Below are 19,006 nucleotides of genomic sequence, written 5' to 3' on the forward strand. Positions count from 1 at the left end.
GGGGCACCCCTTCTGAGAGCTCCTGGGCAGGTCAGAGCGCGTAGGAGAGCTTCACCATCAACGCATCCGAGTGGCTGCCCTCCAGCAAGCCCTCGGGCAACAGGGTGAGGGGCACCGGCGCTCCGGCACGGGACTGCGCCTCCTGCGAGCGCGCGTACACCACGAAGAGCGTGGAGCCGAGCGCGTACTCCCAGCGCAGCACCAGGTTGATGTTGAGAGCCGCCGTGTGGAAGGCCGGATTCTCTCCCGTCAGGGGCACCTCGCGCAGATCCGCCAGCCGCAGCCGCGCGCCCGGCTCGCCCACCACCTCGAAGAAACGGTCGTACCGGCCATAGCCGCTGTAGAGCTGGGCATGCGCCTGGAGCGTCAGCGTGGGCGAGAGCACCACGAGCTGGCGCAGCGTGACGCCCACGAACCGGGGCACCAGGTCCCCGAAGTGGTGCAGCCCCTCGGACGAGCTGTCCAGCCAGCGCGGCCCATCCGACGCGTTCTCGAAGGAGAGGCTCAGCGTGGTGCTGAGCTGCGGCAGGGGCATCCACGTGCCACCCAGTGAGACGTTCTGGCCGGTGCTCCAGTGGCGCACGGGCACGCCCATGAGCCGGTCCGCGTACACCACCGCCTCCAGCGACAGCGGCCGCGAGAGGTCCGTGGTGTACGCGCAGCTGCCAAAGACGAAGGAGGGGCGCTCCAGGGCCACGCCCGCCCCCACCACCTCGAACAGGTCCTGCCGCGCCGTCTCCAGGCCCACGTAGCAGTCGCCCGCGCTCGAGTCGGGCAGCACCACCCGCGCCTCCACCTGCGCCCGCGTACTCAGCGGCAGCTGGCGCCCATCCGCGGACCAGCGCTGTTGGGCGTGCACCCCCACCGCCACCTCGGGCAGCCCGTTCCAGTCGATGCGGACGAGCTCCGGGTTGACGAGCAGCAACTGCTCGTTGTGCATGGGCTGGAAGCCGGTGGGGTTGAGGTTCAACCGGGGCGAGGTGAGGCCATACCCGAGGCGCAGCCGCCAGGGCTCCCCGCCCTCCTTGCCGCCGCTCACCCGCAGGCCATAGCCCATGTCTCCCGGGCGCAACAGCGTCCCATCCGCGAGCAGCCGGCCCCCGGCGGGCCCACCCGTCACCCGCGAGCCGGAGAGCTGCGCCGCCAGCACGTAGTCTCCCGAGCCGCTGCGCAGCGCCATGTCCAACGTGGCCGCCTGGCCTCCCCGGGCGGTACACCCCTCCAGCTCCGCGTCCTCCGGCTCGCAGTCCGGCCGCAGCGGCGTGGCCAGCGCCACCGAGCCACCCACCGTGGCGGCCTCGGACACGCGCGCCCGCACCACGCCGGCCAGGAAGTTGGTGGGTGGGCCCACGCGCCCGGGCAGGGTATGGCCGGGTGCCAGGTGCAGCGGCCTCCACGGCAGGAAGCGCACGGACGTATCCAGCGGCTCCTCCTCTCCCGTCCCCGCCTCGCCCGCCACCACCGCGTCCAGCACCGCCACCTGCACGTTCTCCGTCACGCTGCCACTGAGCTTCACCGCGCCCAGCAGGGGCAGCTCCAGGCCCATCCGCCGCGAATACAGCAACGACTGCTCCGGCAGCTCGCTGTCCACCAGCGGCTCGAAGAGCTCCAGCCCATCCAGGAAGAAGGGGCGCTTCTCCGGGAAGTACAGCTCCACCCGGGTGGGGTTGTAGAGGAGCTGGTCCGCCTCCACCTGCCCGAAGTCTGGGTTGACGGTGAGCGTCAGCGACAGGTTGGAGGTGAGCCCCGCCTGCACGTCCACGCCCACGTCCGCCGAGGGCCCCATCGGCCCCACTCCCTCGCGTACCGAGCGCAGCGCCACGTACGGCAGCACCAGCATCTGCCTCGGTGGCCGCAGCTCCTTCAGCGCCCGCAGCTCGGCGAAACGCGAGACGAGCGCATTCACGTCCCGTGGCAGCGGCACCGACTCCAGTATCTCGTGGGTGCGCGCCAGCTCGCGCCGCACGTGAAAGCCCCAGCGCTGCTCCCCCGCCTCCGGGAAGCGCAGCAGCCGCAACGGAATGCGCAGCTCCGCGCTCCACCCGAGCCCGTCCACCGACGAGGCCCCCTCCCAGATGCCGTCCCACGCCGTATCCGTCCGCGTGTCCTGGGTGATGCGCGCGTCCGCCAGCGTCCCGCCCGCGTTCACCGCGAAGACGAGCCCCGAGCGCCTGTCCCGCAGGCTGTCCACCATCACCCGCACCACGTCCGACATGGGCAGCTCGTCCCTCCGCCCGAGCGGCGCGCGGATGGCGGCGGGCTGGCCGTCGAAGCACCGCACCCCCACGTACAGGTTGCCGTCGTCGTAGAGGACCCGCACCTCCGTGCGCTCACTCGGGGCGGCGTCCGGCTCGGGGAAGCTCTGGTGGAAACGGTCGAAGACGGGGGCCTGACGCCACGCCTCCTCGTCCAGGCGCCCGTCCACGCGCGGGGGCTCGCGGGTGCGCAGCGCCTCGAAGCCCTCCACCCCCGGGCCCTCCGCCGCCCGGGCCTGCCCCGGCGCCGCCCACGCCACCACCGCCAGCACCAGGGCCATCCCCCTCATGCGACCTGTCCTGTCCATACATCCAGATTCCTTCAGGGAAGTGACCCAATACTCCCTCGCCCTCCGGGAGAGGGTGGGGGTGAGGGTGCCCGGACCCGTTCTTCAACCCGTGGCACTCCGTGTGGGCACAGGGTTCAACCCGGGTTCACCCGATACCCTCACCCCGTCCCTCTCCCGAGGGGAGAGGGGAAATAGGGCTCAGTCCGGCTCCGGGACCACCACCGTCATCACCGCTCCCACTCGCACGGACGGCATGCGCCTGGCCTCCAGGTTGCGCGGGGTGTTCACCATGTCGTGCCACGGGCACTTCACGCACTGCGTCCGCTCATCATACGTCCCCAGGCTCAGCGGGCCACCCCGGTGCTTGCACCGATCCAGGACGACGACGAGCTCCCCTTCCTGCAACAGGCACAGGTAGCGCTCCCCCGCCACGCGCTGGCGGGCCCAGTGCCGGGCCTCCATCTGGAGAATCATCCGCGCTCCTCCCGGGCCTGGGGCTCCAGCACGAGCGAGGCGCCCTCCTCCAGCACGCGCACGCCCAGCATCCGCCCTGCGGGCACCACCACCGCCTCGCCCGGCGCCAGCACGCGCGGCGACAGGTAGCCGCCATCCACCTCCACCCGGCCCTTCACCACCCCCACCACGTGGGGCGTGTCGTACACGTTCGGCTCCAGGAAGGTGCCCGCCGCGAGCTCCCGCGCCGGCAACCCCTGCCACGGCCCGGCGGGCGCCGCTCCTCCCGCCGCGAGCGCCTCGCAGAAGTCCATCTGCTCCAGGTAGTCGCGCTCGGACACGTCCCCCAGCAGCCGGCTCGCCTCGATGCCGCGCACCATGGCGGGAATGACGCCGTCCCCATAGCGCTCCACCATGGGACGGATGAGCTTGTCGAACGCCATGCGCCGGTGGTGCAGGTCGATTCCCACGTGCTCGTCGAAGTAGCCCGTGTTCACCCCCGCTCCGAAGGTGTCGTGCAGCAGCCGGCTGAACTGCCGGTTGAAATGCGGCACCACCGCTTCAATCCAATACAGCGCGCCCACGTACTCGAACCACCGCGTCTTCACGGCGGTAATCCAGTGGAAGTAGCTCGTCATCAACAGCGAGGTGGGCAGGTACCAGTAGTAGTGCGTGTGCACCCGCGGGCTGAGCCCCACCGAGGTGAGCGTCTCCTCGAAGAGCGTGGAGTGCTTCTGCGGGTGCACGCCGTAGCCGAACTCATCGATGAAGATCTTCATCAACTCCGAGTGCACCGGCCCGTAGTTGCCGGGCAGAGCCCGCGCCATCTGCGAGGCCTCCGAGAGGAAGTCCGGCGCCACCTGGAGCAGGAAGAGGCGCGCGGCCTTGTCCGGGTGGGCCGTCCGGCGGATGCGCTCGCACAGGCCACTCGGGGCCGCCTCGAAGCGGCTCAGCGCGTCGCGCGTGTACTCCTCCAGGTGGGCCATGCTCCAGGGGCCCTGCACGGAGATGGTCCCGGAGAGGAAGTCGAAGCAGGAGCGCTCCAGCACCGGGCGCAACAGCGCGTTGGCGGCCACGAAGTCCGGCGCGTAGTAGCCGTGGAACGCCTGCATCTCCTGCTCGCTGAAGCGCGCGGGCGGCAGGTAGAGGTTGTTCTGCTCGTAGATGTTGAAGAGCAGCCGGTTGAGCACCAGCGAGCGCCGCGTGCACAACGTCTCCATCCGCAGGGGCTCCCCGAGCGAGCCGGGCGACAGGCCCGAAAGGTCCGTGGGCCGGTGATAGGGATTGTCCAGCGTCCAGCCCCGTCCGGGCTGGTAGGGCCCGGAGGCCTGGAGGTGCTGCCACAAGGGGTGCAACGCGGGGGACTCGAGGAGCGCGGCGGTGTCCAACATGGTCTGTTCTCGTGGGGGAAGGGAGAAGGGAAGAGGGGGTTGGGAGGCAGGCGCCCCTCACTGCCCCGCGACGTGGCCGTCGCCGAGCAACGCCACCAGCAACGGCAGCGCCTGGGCGCCCTGATTGGAGTCCACCAGCGTGGCGGCCTCCGCGTAACGACGGAGCCGCGGCGCGGCGCCCCCAGCGGGGACCTCGGTGGCGGGAAGTTGCGCGCACCGCTCCAGCACCGGCGTGTGGACGTAGCGGGCCACCGGGACGTGGATGTCCTCCTGCTGCCGCGCCGCCCAGTTCAGCAGCTCGTGGCAGAAGTCGTTCCCCTTCTTGTCCAGGTAGCTCTTGAAGCCCGGCTCGCTCGGAGAGAAGGACGCGGCCGCCGCGGCGTAGTGCCGCACGGAGATCATCCGCAGATCATCCGGGCTCGCGCCCTCTACCTGGGACTTCCACCCGGCGCTCTCTTTCGCGCGCAGCAGCGAGGCGAGGTAGCGATCGATGTAGCCCTTGAGGTGGAGCTGATGGTCCGGCACCCACGCATCGGTGAAGGGCCGCACCTCGCGGCGCGCGTCCGGCACCGTCACGAGCGAGAGCGCCGCCACCGCCCAGGAGGCGCGCAGGTGGGGATCCGCCGACGTGTCGAGCGCCCGGCGCGAGAGCTGCTCCCGCAGCCCGGCCAGCTCCGTGGGCCGCTTGAAGGCATACAGGTGGCCATTGCCGAAGAAGTCACTCTGGAAGAGCGAGGCGAAGCCCGCGTGCAGCAGCGCCGAGTGCAGGTGCCGCACGCCCACGAAGGGCTCGGGCTGCTCCAGCCCGCTGAGCACCTGGTAGTCCCACAGGTTGGTGTTCATCTGCATCACCCCGTCCTCGGCCAGCCGGGCGTGCGCCAGGGCGAAGAACTCCTGGGTGATGCAGTGGGTGGGAATCTGCTCGCCGGCGAAGATGTCCACGACGATGTAGTCGTAGGTGCTGGTGTCCTCGCGCAGGAAGAGCCGGGCATCGCGCACCACCATCTTCACGCGCGGGGACTGGAGCGCGGGCACCAACTGGAGCGACAGGTCCACCACCAGGGGATCAATCTCCACGCCCGTCACTTCCGCCTGGGGATCCGCCGCCAGGATGGCCGCCACCGCCCCGCCCAGCGCCGTGCCGAGCACCAGGTAGCGCCGGGAATCCCGCGCGAGCCCCACGTTGACGTAGGCGGTGGTGAATTGATCCTTCAGCGGCGCCTTCGGGTACACCGTGGAGTGCACGTAGTCGCGCGAGGGCATGTACTCCAGGCGCTCGTCCCCGCCGTCCTCCTGGGCGCGCAGCACGCGCACGGTGCCGTAGAGCGACTCGCCCGCGAACACGAGCGCCGCGTCCTGCTTCTCCAGGAGGTGCGCCGCCGCCGGCCCGCCCACCGCCATCGCCACCGCGGCGGTGGCCGCCGCCGCCGCGAGCACCCGCCTGCGCCCGAGCACCAGCCCCAGCGCCACCACCAGCCCCAGCGACGCCAGGAAGATGCCGAGCGTCGTCCTCACGCCCAGCACCGGCAGCAGCAGGAAGGAGGGCAGCGTGGTGCCCGCGATGCTGCCCACGTTGGACACCGCCATCAGGTTGCCCGCGGTGCGCCCCGCGCCCTGCCCGGCGTCCGAGGCCGACAGCAGCTTGATAAGGTAGGGCGACACGTGGCTGAGCGCCACCATGGGCGGCCCGAAGAGCACCAGCGTCGCCAGCGACACCGGCACCACGTGCTGGAGCGTCACGTCATCGAACGAGGCACGCAGCTGGTAACACGCGTCCAGCAGGGGCTCGACCAGGAGCAGGTGCACCACCGCCACGTAGACGGCCGCCCCGGCGAGCAGGCCCAGCAGGAACTCCAGCGTGCCGAAGCGCTGCGAGAAGCGGCCCCCCAGGTAGTACCCCACCGACAGGGCGATCATCACCAGCGCCAGCAGCACGCCGGTGACGTAGATGGACGAGCCGAACGCCGTCCCCAGCACCCGGAAGCCGCACATCTCCAGCAGCATCACGTTGAAGCCGCCGGCGAAGGACAGCAGATACAGGTAGGGATTGAGCAACCGAGGCTGCGCTGAGACCATTTCGGACAAGACGAGCTCCTAGCCGACGCTGTGGGAGTTGGGGTTGGTGAGGGACGTCTTGAGGAACCACCAGGCGAACCCGAGTGCCTCGCTGCCGTGCACGAAGTTGTACGTGAGCGAGATGCTCGTATGGGTCGTGTGGACCTCGTGGAACCACAGGTGGGGGACGAAGAGCGTCTCCCCGGGATGCAGATCGAACTCCACCATCTTCGCGCGGCCGAACGAGGGAGGCTCGAACTCCAGGTGCTTCACCTGGCGCGCGCGCCGCGAGTCCCGGTCCGGCAACTGCGACTCCTGGTCCGGCGCCAGCACGTAGCAGCGCTTGGAGCCGTGCACCTGGCAGACGATGGCGTTGGAGCGGATGCCATCCACGTGCAGCTTGCTCGCGCCGCCCCGGGGCGAGATGAAGAGGCCGAAGCCCGGGTAGCGCTCGCGCGTGGGGTCCATCCCCAGGGGCGCGAAGGGAATGCAGTAGCCGCGCGCGGGCATGAAGTAGGGCCGCGCCCACTGGCCGCGCACCTGCTCCAGCGGCTCCAGCTCCCGCATCCGCATGTAGCGCAGGTGCTGGATGCTCCCATCCTCGGGCACCGGGCCCGTCTGGGCGAGCCGCAGGTGCTCGTAGAACTCCGAGTACGGCATGCGGCCCTCGGGGTCCGGCCCGTCCCGGGTCACCTCCACCGGCATCGTCCCCAGCAGGGTCAGGAAGAACTCGGGCGTCCACAGCTCCCGCGCCCTCCAGGTGTCCAGCGCGTCCGAGACGATGACCGGCTTGTTGGGGAGGACGTATTCCTGGACGAACTCGCGAGGAGACAGCTTCTCCCGGACATCAATGGGTCGATTGGGCATGGCTCTCATGGTGCTTCCTCCAACGCTCGCCGGAAGTGCTCCGCGACGGCGTCGACGTGCGGCTCGCGCACGAGTTGGTAGTGGTCTCCCGCCACCTGGTGGTGCTCCACGCCTCCCAGGACGACGGCCTTCCAGGTGTCGGGCAGGGCGGGCTCCAACGGAGCCTCACGCTCGGTGGCCTCGAGCAGCAGCATGCGGCCCAGGTACGGCCCGGGACGGTAGCGCCGCAGCGCGCCCAGGTTGCGCCGCAGCTCCTCCAGCACGTGCTGGAGCGGCTCCTCGGCCCCGCCCTTCCCGGCGAGCAGCGCCCGGGCCTCGTCCTCGGACACGCCCAGCTCGGCGGACACCAGCCCGGCCAGCTCCGCCGCCGCCCACTCCTCGGACACCTCGCTGACGGAGTCGGGCACCGCGTCGAGCGCCAGCAACAGCGCCACCTCGCGCCCGCGCGCCTCGAGCTGACGCGCCATCTCGAAGGCCAGCACGCCACCCAGGGACCAGCCCGCCAGCAGCACGGGCCCCTCGGGGCGCACCTCGCACACGCACCGGACGTACTCGCGCGCCAGCTCGGCCAGCTCCTCGGGACGCTCCACGCCCAGCAGCCCCACCGAGCGCAGGCCATAGTGGGCCCGCTCGCGTCCCAGGCGCCGCACCAGCGGCTCGTAGCACAGCACCCCGCCGCCCACCGGGTGCACCCAGAAGAGCGGAGGCCGCTCACCGCCCTCGCGCAGCAGCACCAGCGGCGAGTGCTCCGCGGCGCTCCTCCCCGCCTCGATGCGGCGGGCGAGCCCGGCGATGGTGGGCGTCTCGAACAGGGTGTCCAGCGGCAGCTTCACCCCCAGCTCCTGCTGCACCCGCGTCATCATCCGCAGCGCTAGCAGCGAGTGGCCGCCGAGCGCGAAGAAGTCGTCCGTCACCCCCACCTGCTCCACGGAGAGGAGCTGCTTCCACAGAGACGCGAGCGCCTCCTCCACCGGGCCTCGCGGCGCCACCGCCGCCGTGCGCGGCCCCAGGTGAGAGGCCTCGGGGGGACGCAGTTGCTTGCGGTCCACCTTGCCACTGGCGTTGAGGGGCAGCGCGGACATGGGCACGAGCGCCGCCGGCACCATGACGGCCGGCAGCGAGGCCGCCAGGTGGGTGCGCAGGGAGCCGGACCACTCCGCCTGGGCGGGCCCCTCCAGCGCGTCGCGCACGGCGCAGTACGCCACCAGCCGCACGTCCCCCGGCCCGAAGGTGTGCGTCATCACCACGCAGTCGCGGATGCTCGGGTGGGCGCGCAGGCAGGACTCCACTTCCCCCAGCTCGATGCGCACCCCGCGCAGCTTCACCTGGTGGTCCGTGCGGCCGAGGAACTCGATGTCCCCGTTGGGCAGGTAGCGCACCAGGTCCCCCGTCCGGTAGAGCCTCGCGCCGGGCTCGCCGCTGAAGGGGTCCGGCACGAACTTCTCCGCCGTCACCTCCGGCCGCCCCTGGTAGCCCCGCGCCAGGTAGTGGCCGCCGATGAGCAGCTCGCCCGGCACCCCCACCGGCACCGGCCGCAGGTGCGCGTCGACGATGTACATGCTCGAGCGCGAGATGGGCCGGCCGATGGGCACGCTCTGCATCCCCGGCACCATGCGGCAGGGCCAGTGCACCACGTCCACCGTGGCCTCCGTGGGCCCATAGGTGTTGACGAGCTCGACGGTCAGGGTGGCCAGGAAGCGCTCCTGCAACACGAGCGGAATGGCCTCGCCGCCCACGAAGACGCGCCGCAGGGACGCACTGCGCATGAAGAGCGGCTGGTCCAACATCAACTCCAGCATGGACGGGACGAGCTCCATGCTGGTGACGCGGTGCTCGTCCACGTGCCGGGCAATGACCGAGGGGTCCCTGTTGCCTCCCGGCGGCAGCAGCACGAGCTGCGCGCCCGTGGAGAGCGCGTGGAAGATCTCCAGCACGGACGGGTCGAACCCCAGCGAAGCCACCTGCAACACCCGGCTGCCCTCGCCGAGCGGATAGGCGGCCTGCCCGAACGCGAGCCGCTGACACACCTCGCGGTGCGCGAGCATCACGCCCTTGGGCCGCCCCGTGGAGCCCGACGTATAGATGACGTACGCCAGGTGCTCCGGCTGGAGCGCCGGGAGCGCGAGTGGCCTCAGGTCCTCCACCCCCGCTACGTCCTCGAGCCACAGGCGCTCGAGCGCCATGACGGGCAGGCGCTCCTCCAGCTTCCTCTGGGCGAGCAGCACCCGCGCGCCCGCGTCCTCCAGCATGTACTGGAGCCGCTCGGCGGGGTGGGTGGCGTCCAGCGGCACGTAGGCGCCGCCCGCGTGGATGACGCCCAGCACGGCGATGACCATTTCCAACGAGCGCTCGGCGCACACGCCCACGCGCACCTCCGGACCCACGCCGCGAGCCCTCAGCGAGCGGGCCACGCTCCGGACCCGGGCCTCCAGCTCCCGGTAGGTGAGGAGCGACGTGCCGAAGGACACCGCCGGGGCCTCGGGCGAGCGGGCCGCCTGGGCCGCGAGCAGCGCGGCGAGATTCGTGTGCGTGGGGAACACGTCCGGCGTGTGGTTCCACTCCACGCAGATGCGCTGGCGGGCCTCGGCGTCCAGCACCGGCAGCTCGCGCACGCGCAGCTCCGGAGCACGCACCGCCGCCTCCAGGAGCGTCTCGTAGACGGACAGCCAGTGCGCGACGATCTCCTCGTTGAAGAGCTCCGTGTCGTACTCGGCTTCCAGCTCCAGGCCGTGGCCGGTGTCCGTCACCGCGAGCGTGAGGTCGAACGTGGACGTGCCCGTCTCCACCTTCAGCGGCTCCACCCTCAGCGAGGAGAACCGCTCCGGCGAGCCCCCCCGCTCGTTGTAGATGAACATCGTCTGGAACAGCGGAGTGTGCTGGGTGGAGCGCACCGGCTGCACCGCCTCCACCACGTGCTCGAAGGGGATGTCCTGGTGCGCATAGGCCTCCAGGCACACCTGCTTCGCCCGGGCGAGCAGCTCGCGGAAGGGCAGCGCCCCGGACACGGCCGAGCGCAACACCAGCGTGTTCACGAAACAGCCGAGCAGCCCCTCCACGTCCGCGTGCGTGCGTCCGGAGATGGGCGTGCCCACGAGCAGCTCCTCCTGTCCCGTGAGGCGGTGCAGCAGCACCTGGAAGGCCGCGAGGGAGCACATGAAGGGGGTGACGCCCTGCCCCTGGCTCGCGGCGAGCAACGCCTCGCGCAGCGCTCCGGAGGCGTGCCGTCCGAGCGTGCGGCCCCGGTAGCGCTGGCGCTGGGGCCGGGGCCTGTCCCTCGGCAGCTCCAGCACCGGCAGCTCGCCACCGAGCTGCTTGCGCCAGTAGTCGAGCTGGCCCGAGAGCGCGCCGGACTCCACCCACCCGCGCTGCCACGCGGCGAAGTCGGCGTATTGCACGGGCAGCGGCGCCAGGGCGGACGGACGGCCCTCGAGGTGCGCCGCGTACAATTCCCCCAGCTCGCGCACGAGCACGCGCAGCGACCAGCCATCGGAGACGGCATGGTGCATGGCGAGCACGAGCACGTACTTCCCGGCCCCGAGCGCGCACATGTGGGCCCGCAGCAGCGGACCACGCGCCAGGTCGAACGGGCGCTCCAGCCACGCCCGGGCCAGCGCGAGCGCCCGTGCCTCCCGCTCCGCCTCCGGCACCTCCGCGAGGGACACCTGCTCCAGCGTCACCCCGGCCTCGGAGTCGATGAGCTGGCGCGGCTCTCCCTCCACCTCCACGAGCCGGGTGCGCAGCACCTCGTGCCGCTCCACCAACCCGCGCAGCGCGGCGGCGAGCGCCGGCGCATCCAGCCTCCCCTCCAGCCGGAGCGCGAAGGCCATGTTGTAGAAGGCGCTGCCCGTCTCCAACTGGTCGAGGAACCACAGCCGCTGCTGGGCGAAGGACATCGGCGGCGGGGTGCTCCGCTCCACCCGGCGCAGCGGCGGAGGCAGCCGCGCGGGAGCCTCCCCGGCGCGCGCGCGCAACCAGGCCGCGAGCTGCTCCAACCGCGGATGCTCGAACACGGTCTTCAGCGGCACCTGCAACCGGAAGGTCTCACGCAGACGGGAAACCAGCTTCGTGGCGAGCAGCGAGTGCCCGCCCAGCGCGAAGAAGTCCGCGTCCGAGCCCGGAACCTCCACCTCCAATACCTGGGTCCACAGCGCCGCGAGCAGGCGCTCCTCCTCGGTGGCGGGAACGAAGCGCGAGGGCACGCCCGGGGAGCGCGGGGCCTCGGCCTCGACGAGCCGCTGCCGGTCCACCTTGCCGTTGGGCCCGAGCGGCAGGGCGTCCACCACCGTCCACGAGGTGGGCACCATGTGCTCCGGCAACCGCTGGCGCAGGGCCACCCGCAGCGCGGAGGGCGAGGGGGGCTCGGCCTCGTTCCGCGGCACGACGAACGCGGACAGCCGCTTGTCTCCCGAGGGGTCCGGCAGTGCCAGCACCACGGCGTCCCCCACCTCGGGCCGGGCGCGCAGCACCTCCTCCACCTCTCCCAGCTCGATGCGGTAGCCGCGCACCTTCACCTGCCGGTCCAACCGCCCGAGGTACTCGATGCGGCCGTCCGCGCGGAAACGCGCGAGGTCTCCCGTGCGGTACAGCCGCGCGCCGGGCCTGTCGCTGAAGGGATGGGGGATGAACCGCTCGGCGGTCAGCTCCGGCCGGCCGAGGTAGCCCCGGGCCACTCCCGGCCCTCCCAGGAGCAGTTCCCCCGGGACGCCCACCGGCACGGGCCGCAGCCGCGCGTCGACGATATGGGCCTCCGTCCCCGGAATGGGCCGGCCGATGGGAAAGCCATCCACGGGCGCACCCGGCTCGACCACGTGGGTGCACGCGAACACGGTGACTTCCGTGGGCCCGTAGCCATTGATGAGGGCACATTCCGGGAAGCGCTCGCGCACGCGCCGCATGTGGTGCGCGGACACGGCATCCCCGCCCGCCAGCAACTGCCGCACTCCCGCGAGCCCCTCCAGGTTGCCCTCCACCATCTGATGGAACAGGCCCGCCGTGAGCCACAGCGTGCTCACCTTCCGCTCCTGGAACAGCGTCCCCAGTTCCTCCAGGGACAACGCGCCCGGCGGAGCCATCACCACCTGGCCGCCGTTGCACAGCGGTCCCCACAGCTCGTAGGCGGAGACGTCGAACGAGATGGAGACGAACTGGAGCACGCGCTCTCCCGCCCCCAGCCGCGCGTACGTCGAGCCCGTCACCAGCCGCGCGAGCCCCCGGTGTGTCACTCCCACGCCCTTGGGCCTACCGGTGGAGCCGGAGGTGTAGATGACGTAGACGAGGTTGTCCGGCGCCAGCTCGCTCCCGGGCGCCTCGCCGGGCTCCCTCGCGAGGGCCTCCGCGTGTGCGTCCAGCAGCACCCGCCGCTCCCCCATCGAGGGAATGCGCCCGGCCACGCGCTCCTGCGCCACCAGCACGGACACGCGGCTGTCCTTCAGCATGAAGGCGAGCCGATCCTCGGGATAGTCGGGATCGAGTGGCAGGTACGCCCCTCCCGCCTTGGAGATGCCGAGCATCCCCACCGCCAGCTCCAGCGAGCGCTCGGCGCACACTCCCACCACCACCTCGGGCCCCACGCCCAGCCGGCGCAGGTGGTGCGCGAGCTGATTGGCGCGCACGTCCAGCTCCCGGTAGGTGAGGCTCGCGTCGCCCGCGCTGACGGCCACCGCGTCCGGCGTGCGCCGCGCCTGCGCCTCCACGAGCGCGGGCAACGTCGTCTCCTCCTGGCCGGGCTCGGCTCCCCGGCTCCACTCGCCGAGCACCCGCGCGCGCTCCTCCGCGTCCAGCAGCGGCAGGTCCGCGATGCCCACCTCCGGCGTCGCCGCGCCCCGCAGCACCCGCTCGTAGTGCGCGAGCATCCGGCGCACCGTCGCCTCGTCGAAGAGGTCCGTGCTGTACTCCACGTGGCCGCGCAGCCCCTCGGCCGTCTCCTCCAGCGACAGCATGAGATCGAACCGCGCCGTGCGCGTGGGAATGGCCAGCGGCGTGACGCGCAGGCCCGCGAGCGCGAGCGGCACCGCCGGCTGGTTCTCCAGCACCAGCATCACCTGGAAGACGGGGGGAACGCCCAGGCTCCTCGGCAGCCGCAGCTCCTCCACCACCTTCTCGAAGGGGATGTCCTGGTGGACGTAGGCCTCGAGCGTCTCCGTGCGCGCCCGGCGCACCAGCTCGCGCAGGCCCGGGTTGCCCGCCGTGGACACGCGCAGCGCCAGCGTGTTCACGAAGAGGCCGATCAACCCCTCCTGCTCGGCGCGGCGGCGGTTGGCCACCGGCGTGCCGATGACGACCTCCTGCGCCCCGGAATACCGGTGCAGCAGCGCGGAGAAGCCCGCCAGCAGCGTCATGAAGAGCGTGGCTCCCTCGCGCTGCCCCAACTCCCGCAGCGGCGCCAGCACCTCACGCGGCAGGGAGAAGTCCAGCGTCGCGCCCTTCAGCGTCTGCACGGGCGGGCGGGGGCGATCCACCGGTAGCTCCAGCACCGGCAGCGGACCGGCCAGCTTCCGCTTCCAATACTCCACCTGGCTCCGGGACTCGCCGCCCTCCTCCATCCACGCGCGCTGCCACTCGCTGTGGTCCACGTACTGCAGCTCGGGCTCCGGCAGCGGCGAGCCCCGCCCTTCCCGGGCCGCGGCGTACACCTCCAGCATCTCCCGGGCGAAGATGGCCATGGACCACCCGTCCGAGATGATGTGGTGCAGCACCAGCAGCAACACGTGCTCCTCGTCCCCGAGCCGCAGCAGCGAGGCACGCAGCAGCACGTCCCGCTCCAGATCGAACGGCCGCGCCGCCTCGCGGGCGCACCAGTCCAGCACGCGCGCCGTGCGCGCCTCCGGCTCCACCGCCTCCAGCTCCGCCAGCCCCAGGCCGAGCGGCTCGGGCGGATGGATGACCTGGTTCACCTCACCATCCGCCGCCTCCTCGAAGCGCGTGCGCAACGCCTCGTGGCGGTGGAACACCGCGTCGAGGCCCTGCCTCAAGGCCTTCACATCCAACGGCCCCGACAGCCGCAGGGCGAAGGGCATGTGATAGGCGGCGCTCCCCGGCTCCAACCTCTCCAGGAACCACATCCGCTTCTGCGCGTACGAGGCAGGAAACACATACACCTCTCCCGCGTGGAGGACCTCGTTCGGCTCGCTCATGACCTGGGCGGACATCTCTCGCATGCGCTCGTTGGGTGGGAGGGATTCCAGTATGCAACCCCCCTCCCACACTCCCTCAGCCACCCACTCCGGTGGCGTGTGTCGGGTTGTCTCGGAGAACCTCATCCTCGATGCGGTACAGGCCCGGCCGGGCCCGCACCACGACCATCACCGTCAACAACAACAGCCCCAGCAGGAAGAGCAGCAGGCCCACGCCCTGGCTCCGCGTCACGCCGAAGACTCCGCCCGCGCTGCCCGCGAGCGCCCCACCCGGAGCGAGCAGGGGCTCGAGCACCTGGTCCACGAGCGGCCCCGCGCCGAAGAACACGGCGACCGCCGTGGCCTCGCCCACCATGCGCCGCAGACCGAACGCACGGCCCTGGAGCTCCGCGGGAATCTGGAGCTGCCACACGGCGTGGGAACAGCTCCACACCACGGGCATGCAGAACATGGCCACCCACCCCGCCACGGCCATGACCACCACCGAGCCCCCGAGGCCCGCGCCCATCAGCGCCAGCCCCATCAGCGCGCCCGCGCCGAGCACCCCGTCCATCTTCCGGCGCGGCCCACCCCAGGTGCTCATGACCACGCTGCCGCACAGCGCGCCCACGCCCGCCACCGACATCACCATGCCCATCACCGTCGGCGACGCATGGGCCAGCAGCATCGGAGGCACCAGCACCTCCATGGCGCAGAGGATCATCGTCACCAGCGAGGCCAGCGCCAGCAGCCCCACCAGCCCCCGCCGCGCGGCCACGTACTCCCAGCCCCGCATCGCCTCGCGCCAGACCGGGCCCGGCCGCTCTTCCGTCTCCTGCGCTCGCGGCACCGCCGGGAAGCGCAGCAGGAGCAGCAGCCCCATGCCGATGAGGAAGGTGGTGAAGTCGAACACCAGCGCGGCCATCATCCCGCCCACCGCCAGCAGTCCTCCCGCCAGCGTGGGCGCGAGGATGTCCGTCATTCCCTCCGACACCTGCACCAGCCCCACCGCCCGGGAGAGCCGCTCGGGAGGCACCAACTGCGAGATGGCGGCGGACCAGGCGGGTGACTGCAGGGCGCTCGCGCTCGCACCCGCCACCACCGTCAGGTACAGGTGCCAGGGCTCGAAGTGACCAGACAGCAGGAGCCCGGCCATCCCCAGCGTGCACAGCGCCGCGGCCGAGTCCGCCCACAGCATCACCCGGCGCCGGTCGTACCGGTCCGCCACCACCCCCGTGAAGGGCAGCAACAGCAACACTGGCAGTGCATCGCACAGCGCCACCAGGGCGAAGTCCGTCACCGCCCCCGTGCGCTGGAAGAGCCAGATGCCCAGGGCGAGCCGCGACACGCGCGAGCCCACCATCGACACCGCCTGCCCCAGCCAGATGGCGATGAAGGTCCTGAAGTCCGGCCCCTCCTGGCCGCTGTGTGCCTCGCGGATGCTCACGGGGCTACCGGTTCTCCAGCTCGGACAGCGGCACGAGCCCCGGCGTGGGCAGATCGGAAACGCGCCGGTAGAGCGCCTCGCCGTGCTGGCCCCCCGAGTGCGGGAACTTCTCCAGGTACATGAGGCGGAAGCCCTGATCGCGCAGGAACGCGTCCACCTCCTCGAAGAGCGCGCAGCCCTCGTAGCGCCGATCGAAGTTCACCTCGGTGAAGACGGTGTCCAGCCCTTCCAGGGTGCGCGGCGCTCCCTTCAGCGCGAGCAGCTCGCCGCCCTGGATGTTGAGGTAGAGCGCGTTGTAGGGAACCCCGCCCCCATGTCGCTCCACGGCCGTGTCCAGCCGGAGCGTGCGCACCTCCACGCGGGCCGGCGCGTGTGCGTCCGCCATCTCCTTCCCCACCAGCTTCACCCAGTACTCATCGTCCGGCTTCAGGAGGGAGTTGAGGGTGGGCACTCCCGGCACCATGTAATACGCGGACATTCCTTCCCGGTCCGACACCGCCGCGTGCACACAGCGCACGCGCGCCGAGGCATGGCGCTCGAGCTGGGAGAAGTCCTCGGGGTTGGGCTCGATGCACAACACCGACTCGAAGCCCGCGTCGAGAAAGGCCCCGACATTCTCACCCACGTGGGCCCCCGCGTAGATGATGCCCTGGGGTTTCACGAGATGTGTCTGGAATAAAGTACGCAGCGTGTACATGTCTCTGATTCCCGGGAACGTGTCAGGTGATGGCGCTGTATAGGACATAGGTCTGTCATGCCCGCCCAACGCCCGTGTCCCCTCCCGCGGCGGCGGGGCATGTCAGACGCGCCGCTATCGTCCCCGTGAAAGCTTCGAGCGGCCCGGTTCCTCCATCCCTGGCATCGGGTTCATCTCACAAAGCCAGACACGACCCCGGTGACGGGCGAACCCGACACATGGAGCACTGACATCATCATGGAGGACACGGCCCCCCCACTCTCCACCGTCCGGGAGACGGCGGCGTCACCCAGACTGAAGGTGGATGAGCTGCGCCGCTTCCGGACCTATCTGTCCGAGGGCGAGCGCGCGGAGCTCTTCCGGCGCTACCACGAGCCGAGGCCCCTGGTGGCGCTCTGGCAGGTGGTGCAGTCGTGGGCGCTCGTCTTCGCCGGGTGGGCGGCGGTGGTGTACGTGTCCCCGCTGTGGCTCCCCCTGGCGCTCGTGCTGGTGGGCTCGCGGCAGCGCGCGCTCGGCAACACGCTGCACGACGCGGCCCACGGCAACATGTTCACCGGGCGCAAGACGAACCGCGGGGTGGCCACGCTCCTCTTCGGCCCCTGCATCTTCGAGGACTTCGAGGCGTACCGGCTCTCGCACCTGCGGCACCACGCCTACCTCGGAGACCCGGAGGGGGACCCGGACTTCCTCCCGCCGCCCCGTGACGCGGACACCCACGTGGTGCGCTCGCCGTGGCGCTTCTACCGGCACTTCCTGTTCAACGGCGCGCTGTGGCGCAAGTCCTTGCTGGGAGAGCTGCCGCGCATGAGCGGAGCCGAGCGTCTGCGGGTGGTCCTCTGGTGGGCCGTCCTGCTCACCGTGCTCGGCGTCCTCGGAGGCGCCCGCGCCGCGCTGTCATTCGCGGCCGTGTGGATGCTGGCGCGCGCCACCGTCTATCACGCCATCAAGGTGTTCGCGGAGATCTCCGACCATGTCGGGCTCGAGCCGGGAGGCATCGTCGGCTACACGCGCAACCTGCCGTCCAACGGGCTGGCGTTCTTCCTGCACCCGCACCACGACAACTACCACCTCACGCACCACATCTTCCCTCGCATCCCCCTGGCCAACCTGGCCCACATCCACCGGATGCTGGAACCGCTCCCCGAGTACTCCGCGGCCAATCACTGCCACGGCTACTTCCTGGGTCCCACCGCGGTGGTGAAGAGCTGGACCACTCCGGCGTTCAACGCCGCCCGGCCTCCCGATGCCAACGCTCAGGTCCCGCCAGAGCGCGTGGCCTGACGCCCTCCGTTCCACCCCCCTCCTCGCGAGACACCCGAATGATCGCCCCAGCCCAACTCCAACCGTCCAGGTCGCTGCCCGTCGTCAACGCCTTCACCGAGTGGGATCTCCTGGAGGAGGTGATTGTCGGCGTGGTGGACAACGCCACCTTCCCCGAGTGGCACATCTCACTGAAGGCCACCGTGCCGGACAACATGTGGGATCTCTTCCAGCGCAACGCGGGCCGCCCCTTTCCGCCCGAGCGCATCGCCGCGGCGAAGAAGGATCTGGAGGAGCTGGTCCACATCCTGGAGGCCGAGGGCGTCACCGTGCGGAGGCCGGAGGCGCTGGACTTCCGCCGGCCCATCGTCACGCCCCACTTCGCCAGCTCGGGCGGGCTGTACGCGGCCATGCCCCGCGACGTGCTGCTCGTGGTGGGGGATGAGGTCATCGAGTCGCCCATGGCGTGGCGCTCGCGCTACTTCGAGCCCCTGGCCTACCGCGCGCTCATCAAGGAGTACTTCCGCGCGGGCGCGCGCTGGACGGCCGCGCCCAAGCCGGAGCTCAAGGACGAGCTGTACGTGCACGACTTCGTGGACCCCACCGAGGACGAGCCGCCCCGCTACGTCATCACCGACACCGAGCCCACCTTCGACGCCGCGGACTTCATCAAGTTCGGGAAGGATCTCGTCGTCCAGAAGAGCAACGTCACCAACGAGTTCGGCATCCGGTGGCTGCAGCGCCACCTGGAGGGCCGCTTCCGGGTGCACGTGGTGGAGCCGCGCGACACCCACCCCATGCACATCGACGCCACCATCATGCCGCTGGCGCCGGGCAAGCTGCTGGTCAACCCGCACCGCTTCCCCAAGGTGCCCTCCCTCTTCCGCGGCTGGGACATCCTCGAGGCGCCCACGCCCAGCATCCCCGACGGCCACCCGCTCTACATGACGAGCAAGTGGATCAACATGAACCTGCTCAGCCTGGACGAGAAGCGGGTCGTCGTGGAGCGCAGCGACGAGCCGATGATCTCCGCACTGCGGCGGTGGGGCTTCACGCCCATTCCCTGCAACTTCCGCAACTTCAACACCTTCGGCGGCTCGTTCCACTGCGCCACGGTGGACGTGCGCCGCCGCGGCGATGCCGTGTCCTACCTCTGAAGCGCTGAGAAGCACCGAAGCC

Annotated in this window: 10 protein-coding genes; 2 read left to right on the top strand and 8 right to left on the bottom strand. The window is 71.1% G+C overall.

Features of this window, described 5'->3' with window-relative positions; genetic code table 11:
• Positions 1 to 31: 31 nt before the first annotated feature.
• The 8 genes from BO221_RS57240 to BO221_RS06910 form a co-directional block, all read right to left on the bottom strand.
• Complete coding sequence (locus tag BO221_RS57240; RefSeq protein ID WP_073559579.1) at positions 32 to 2,545, bottom strand: carbohydrate binding family 9 domain-containing protein; 2,514 nt, start codon at positions 2,543 to 2,545, stop codon at positions 32 to 34.
• A gap of 198 nt (positions 2,546 to 2,743) precedes the next feature.
• Entirely contained in the window at positions 2,744 to 3,019 is a 276-nt protein-coding gene (locus BO221_RS06880) for a Rieske 2Fe-2S domain-containing protein (protein WP_073559580.1), read from the bottom strand.
• On the bottom strand, positions 3,016 to 4,389 hold the full coding sequence (locus BO221_RS06885; RefSeq protein WP_073559581.1) for an iron-containing redox enzyme family protein: 1,374 nt from the start codon (positions 4,387 to 4,389) through the stop codon (positions 3,016 to 3,018). The genes BO221_RS06880 and BO221_RS06885 overlap by 4 nt, the downstream gene beginning before the upstream one ends.
• A gap of 57 nt (positions 4,390 to 4,446) precedes the next feature.
• Positions 4,447 to 6,465 carry a fused MFS/spermidine synthase gene (locus tag BO221_RS06890; RefSeq protein WP_073559582.1) on the bottom strand — a complete coding sequence of 673 codons (2,019 nt, stop codon included), beginning with the start codon at positions 6,463 to 6,465 and terminating at the stop codon, positions 4,447 to 4,449.
• A gap of 18 nt (positions 6,466 to 6,483) precedes the next feature.
• Complete coding sequence (locus BO221_RS06895) at positions 6,484 to 7,311, bottom strand: cupin-like domain-containing protein (protein WP_073559583.1); 828 nt, start codon at positions 7,309 to 7,311, stop codon at positions 6,484 to 6,486.
• 5 nt (positions 7,312 to 7,316) lie between these two features.
• On the bottom strand, positions 7,317 to 14,444 hold the full coding sequence (locus tag BO221_RS06900; protein ID WP_158079796.1) for a non-ribosomal peptide synthetase: 7,128 nt from the start codon (positions 14,442 to 14,444) through the stop codon (positions 7,317 to 7,319).
• Between the two features lie 76 nt (positions 14,445 to 14,520).
• Positions 14,521 to 15,870 carry an MFS transporter gene (locus BO221_RS06905; protein WP_073559585.1) on the bottom strand — a complete coding sequence of 450 codons (1,350 nt, stop codon included), beginning with the start codon at positions 15,868 to 15,870 and terminating at the stop codon, positions 14,521 to 14,523.
• A 4-nt stretch (positions 15,871 to 15,874) separates the two neighbouring features.
• The gene (locus BO221_RS06910; RefSeq protein WP_073559586.1) at positions 15,875 to 16,567 is read right to left on the bottom strand and encodes an FkbM family methyltransferase; all 693 of its coding nucleotides are present in this window, start codon (positions 16,565 to 16,567) and stop codon (positions 15,875 to 15,877) included.
• 237 nt (positions 16,568 to 16,804) lie between these two features.
• Here BO221_RS06910 and BO221_RS06915 point away from each other — a divergent pair, with 237 nt between their 5' ends.
• Positions 16,805 to 17,848 (top strand): fatty acid desaturase, encoded by a 1,044-nt coding sequence (locus BO221_RS06915; RefSeq protein ID WP_073559587.1) that lies wholly within the window; start codon positions 16,805 to 16,807, stop codon positions 17,846 to 17,848.
• Positions 17,849 to 17,886: 38 nt separating this feature from the next.
• Positions 17,887 to 18,984 (top strand): amidinotransferase, encoded by a 1,098-nt coding sequence (locus BO221_RS06920; RefSeq protein WP_073559588.1) that lies wholly within the window; start codon positions 17,887 to 17,889, stop codon positions 18,982 to 18,984.
• Positions 18,985 to 19,006 lie beyond the last annotated feature (22 nt).

The organism is Archangium sp. Cb G35, assembly GCF_001896145.1.
Classification (GTDB): domain Bacteria; phylum Myxococcota; class Myxococcia; order Myxococcales; family Myxococcaceae; genus Archangium; species Archangium violaceum.

Excerpts from the sequence above, each read along its gene's own strand:
- BO221_RS06915 (WP_073559587.1), top strand. The coding sequence starts at position 16,805 with ATGGAGGACACGGCCCCCCCACTCTCCACCGTCCGGGAGACGGCGGCG.
- BO221_RS06880 (WP_073559580.1), bottom strand. The coding sequence starts at position 3,019 with ATGATTCTCCAGATGGAGGCCCGGCACTGGGCCCGCCAGCGCGTGGCG.
- BO221_RS06900 (WP_158079796.1), bottom strand. The coding sequence starts at position 14,444 with ATGAGCGAGCCGAACGAGGTCCTCCACGCGGGAGAGGTGTATGTGTTT.
- BO221_RS57240 (WP_073559579.1), bottom strand. The coding sequence starts at position 2,545 with ATGAGGGGGATGGCCCTGGTGCTGGCGGTGGTGGCGTGGGCGGCGCCG.
- BO221_RS06885 (WP_073559581.1), bottom strand. The coding sequence starts at position 4,389 with ATGTTGGACACCGCCGCGCTCCTCGAGTCCCCCGCGTTGCACCCCTTG.
- BO221_RS06895 (WP_073559583.1), bottom strand. The coding sequence starts at position 7,311 with ATGCCCAATCGACCCATTGATGTCCGGGAGAAGCTGTCTCCTCGCGAG.
- BO221_RS06890 (WP_073559582.1), bottom strand. The coding sequence starts at position 6,465 with ATGGTCTCAGCGCAGCCTCGGTTGCTCAATCCCTACCTGTATCTGCTG.
- BO221_RS06910 (WP_073559586.1), bottom strand. The coding sequence starts at position 16,567 with ATGTACACGCTGCGTACTTTATTCCAGACACATCTCGTGAAACCCCAG.
- BO221_RS06920 (WP_073559588.1), top strand. The coding sequence starts at position 17,887 with ATGATCGCCCCAGCCCAACTCCAACCGTCCAGGTCGCTGCCCGTCGTC.